This is a genomic window from Caldicoprobacter sp. (genome assembly GCF_047459465.1).
Taxonomy (GTDB): Bacteria; Bacillota; Clostridia; order Caldicoprobacterales; family Caldicoprobacteraceae; genus Caldicoprobacter.
This window is the reverse complement of record NZ_VSCO01000192.1, coordinates 1-2835: the sequence shown is the minus strand read 5'-3', so window position 1 is coordinate 2835 and position 2835 is coordinate 1. Positions and strand designations below refer to the sequence as shown.

Genomic DNA, 2835 nt, shown 5'->3' with positions numbered 1-2835 from the left:
GCAGGTGAACTTTTCAGCGATATACTAGCCTTCATAGAACAACATAGTTAAGCTGACAATAATTTTATAATCTCTCCCCGCCCCGCCTCATAAAACCCAAAAATAATGGACATTAAAATGATAGAATCTTTCTATCGACTTCCCAACTGCATACAAGCCCCTGGTGATATAAATCAAGCCATGCTAATGAAAAACGGTGATGCGAAATTTGCCCTGTCAGATAAAGTAAGGTACCTCCTTTTGTTGTTTTTATCAGGGGAGTCCCCCTGTATTTACTATCATGAGGTACCTATTTCAAAATTATTTCTTACAGGAATCCAATTCTATGCTGTAAACACAATTCTATTTCAAATAATTGGAGGGGTTTATTTTATTATTAGGAGGGGTTTTCTAATAGCCAATTTATAGGATACGACGATTATTGAATTACAAATTCAGCAGCTAAATAATAGGTATCATACTTCCCTGAATCCTTTGAAACCAGCACATCTTTCACAATGCGATACTGACCTGCACCCAAGCTGCCATAAAGCCATTCCCAATCCACTGTCCATTCACTGGAGCTTTCAGGGGCTAAAATATAACCAATATCATCAAACGCATAGTCACCATCAAAGGCAACGGGAACCTGATACCATTTCTCACCGATTTTCTTTTCTAGCCAAAAGTATTCACTGTAAATATATTCACTGCTAGAAGTATTTTTCAATGTCACCGTTAAACCGGTAGCTGAGGCAGTTCCCTCCTTTACCGCCATGGTAACGCCATCGATGTTGTTGACGATTTCAAAAGTTGTAGGTTCCCAATCGGCTGCCATTATATTGTTTCGTCCCCGGGCAGCTGAACTGATGCTACCCAAATTACCGCATCCAGCCAACAGCACCAAACTTGCCAATATGAGCACCGACAAAAACAGATATTTTTTCATACAACCGCACCCCCTATTCAATTGGACGCAAAAAAATAAAAAAAGTTCCATAAAATAAATTTTTAAACCACAATTTTGAGATACTTCAAAGGAAACATTGATAGGAAATTGTGAAGGATTTTAAAATCCAGGAAAAAAATAGGCGTGAGTTGTCAACTCACGCCTATTTGGCAAATACAACCTTACACCAATATAAAGCTTTATTGTCTAAAAAAGTTTAATTACATTGTTTAAAGTTAATTGCAGCTCATGAACTTTCTTTGCCACAACATTAAACCACTTCCTACTGCTAGTAATATGGTCCCTACCACAAGCAACAGTTTTATATCCATCCAGGAGCCAGTTTTAACTAGTTTATCTTTATTTGCTGACTCCGTATCAGATTGCTGTTGATCATCCGTAGTATGCTCATCGCTGGAATCATGTCCCTCATGTAGGCTATCTTTGTCATCTGAATTATCTTCACCAATAGCTTCATCGGCTGGACTACCTTCGCCATCATTTGAAGTATCTTCATCATTACGGATATCCTGGTCGTTCGGGACATCTTGATCGCCTGGAGTATCTTGATCACCCGGACTGCTTTCGCCGTTCGAGCCATCGTCACCTATGCCCTCATTATTCCAGCCTTCGTCATCTCCCACATCACCTACATTTGAATCTCCATTGTTACCTATGTCCCTGCTTACTGGCTGTACATTATTCACTTCATAGCCGGGAGTAGGACCCACGACAGTTCCTAGAGCTAACGGCGCATTATCGGTTAATTTAAACAGTCCTTTCATATCAATGGAGCCTGAAGCATCTCTGGTAGGAGCAATATTGATATCCACACTTACAAACCAGTCATCACCAACAATCTCATTGTTAATATTTTGGCCATCGAAGTAATTGCTGGGATCCTCCCTTAAACTTGCTAATTCAATATTATCCGGCTTGCCACCCTTATAAGAAATATTGTTTTTTGCTTCAAAAGTGCGTTCAATAGTTCCCCTTCCATATAAGGCATAGTTGCTTCCCCCATTAAAAGCTGAAACAGTATTTTCAACTACGACTGCTGGATTACTATTACTTGTTATGCCATTGTTATCATTGGCAAAAGCGATAGAATTTCTAAGTACATGTTTTACAGGAATGCCTTCTCCCCCAAGCTTAAATCCATTGCCTTCACCAGATGCGCTACCGTCAAGTATGGTTCCGTTCCTATATGCCACACAATCCTCAATTATAACTGCTCCAATTGGGCCTGTCTCTACTTTGGCATACAAGTCCCATCCGTCATCCAAATTATTATAAGCAATACAACCTCTAAATATATTGCCCTCTCCAACAGTCAATTTGGCAGCAAAACCATCGGCATTATTGTGCCCTGGATCACAATTGTTATAAGAAGTACAATTCAGTATTAAGTTATGGGAAGGCCATTTCTCAAAAGGTTCTGTTGAACTCCCACTGATTTGAATTCCTGTATCACCGTTGTTATAGGCATTCACTGATTCGATAATATTATAGTGTCCAGCTATTTGCATGCCTTTAACATTGCCATCAGTATTGCATATATCAATCCCATAAATATGCCAGTAACTTCCCCAAAGTTCAAAGCCTCCACCTGCTCCAGCAAAATCAAGTATCGCTCTTTCACCCTTCATTGAAGTCATGATAATTCTGTTCTCTTCAGTACCGTCAATCCCCCTCGGGATTTTTAATCCAGATGTCATTTTATAGATTCCACCATCAAGTATAATAGTTTGGCCTGGCCTTACATAATTTACAGCAGTATAGATATCCAACGGTGCCTCAACAGTTCCATCTCCATCAGGGCTTCCATTCGGAGTTACAAATATAGTATTATTAGAAGTTTCATAAGTCTTATGAATGACGGTAAACTTTTGCTCTACTGTTTCATA

The 2835-nt window shown here is 39.4% G+C and carries 2 protein-coding genes; both read right to left on the bottom strand.

Annotation, left to right across the window (positions count from 1 at the left end; translation table 11 throughout):
* Nucleotides 1-418: 418 nt before the first annotated feature.
* Entirely contained in the window at nucleotides 419-928 is a 510-nt protein-coding gene (locus FWJ59_RS09165) for an immunoglobulin-like domain-containing protein (protein WP_414481633.1), read from the bottom strand.
* A 236-nt stretch (nucleotides 929-1164) separates the two neighbouring features.
* The coding region (locus tag FWJ59_RS09160) for a right-handed parallel beta-helix repeat-containing protein (protein ID WP_414481632.1) at nucleotides 1165-2835 on the bottom strand (1671 nt) is incomplete at its 5' end.

Coding starts and splice junctions, on each gene's coding strand:
- FWJ59_RS09165 (WP_414481633.1), bottom strand. CDS start 928: ATGAAAAAATATCTGTTTTTGTCGGTGCTCATATTGGCAAGTTTGGTG.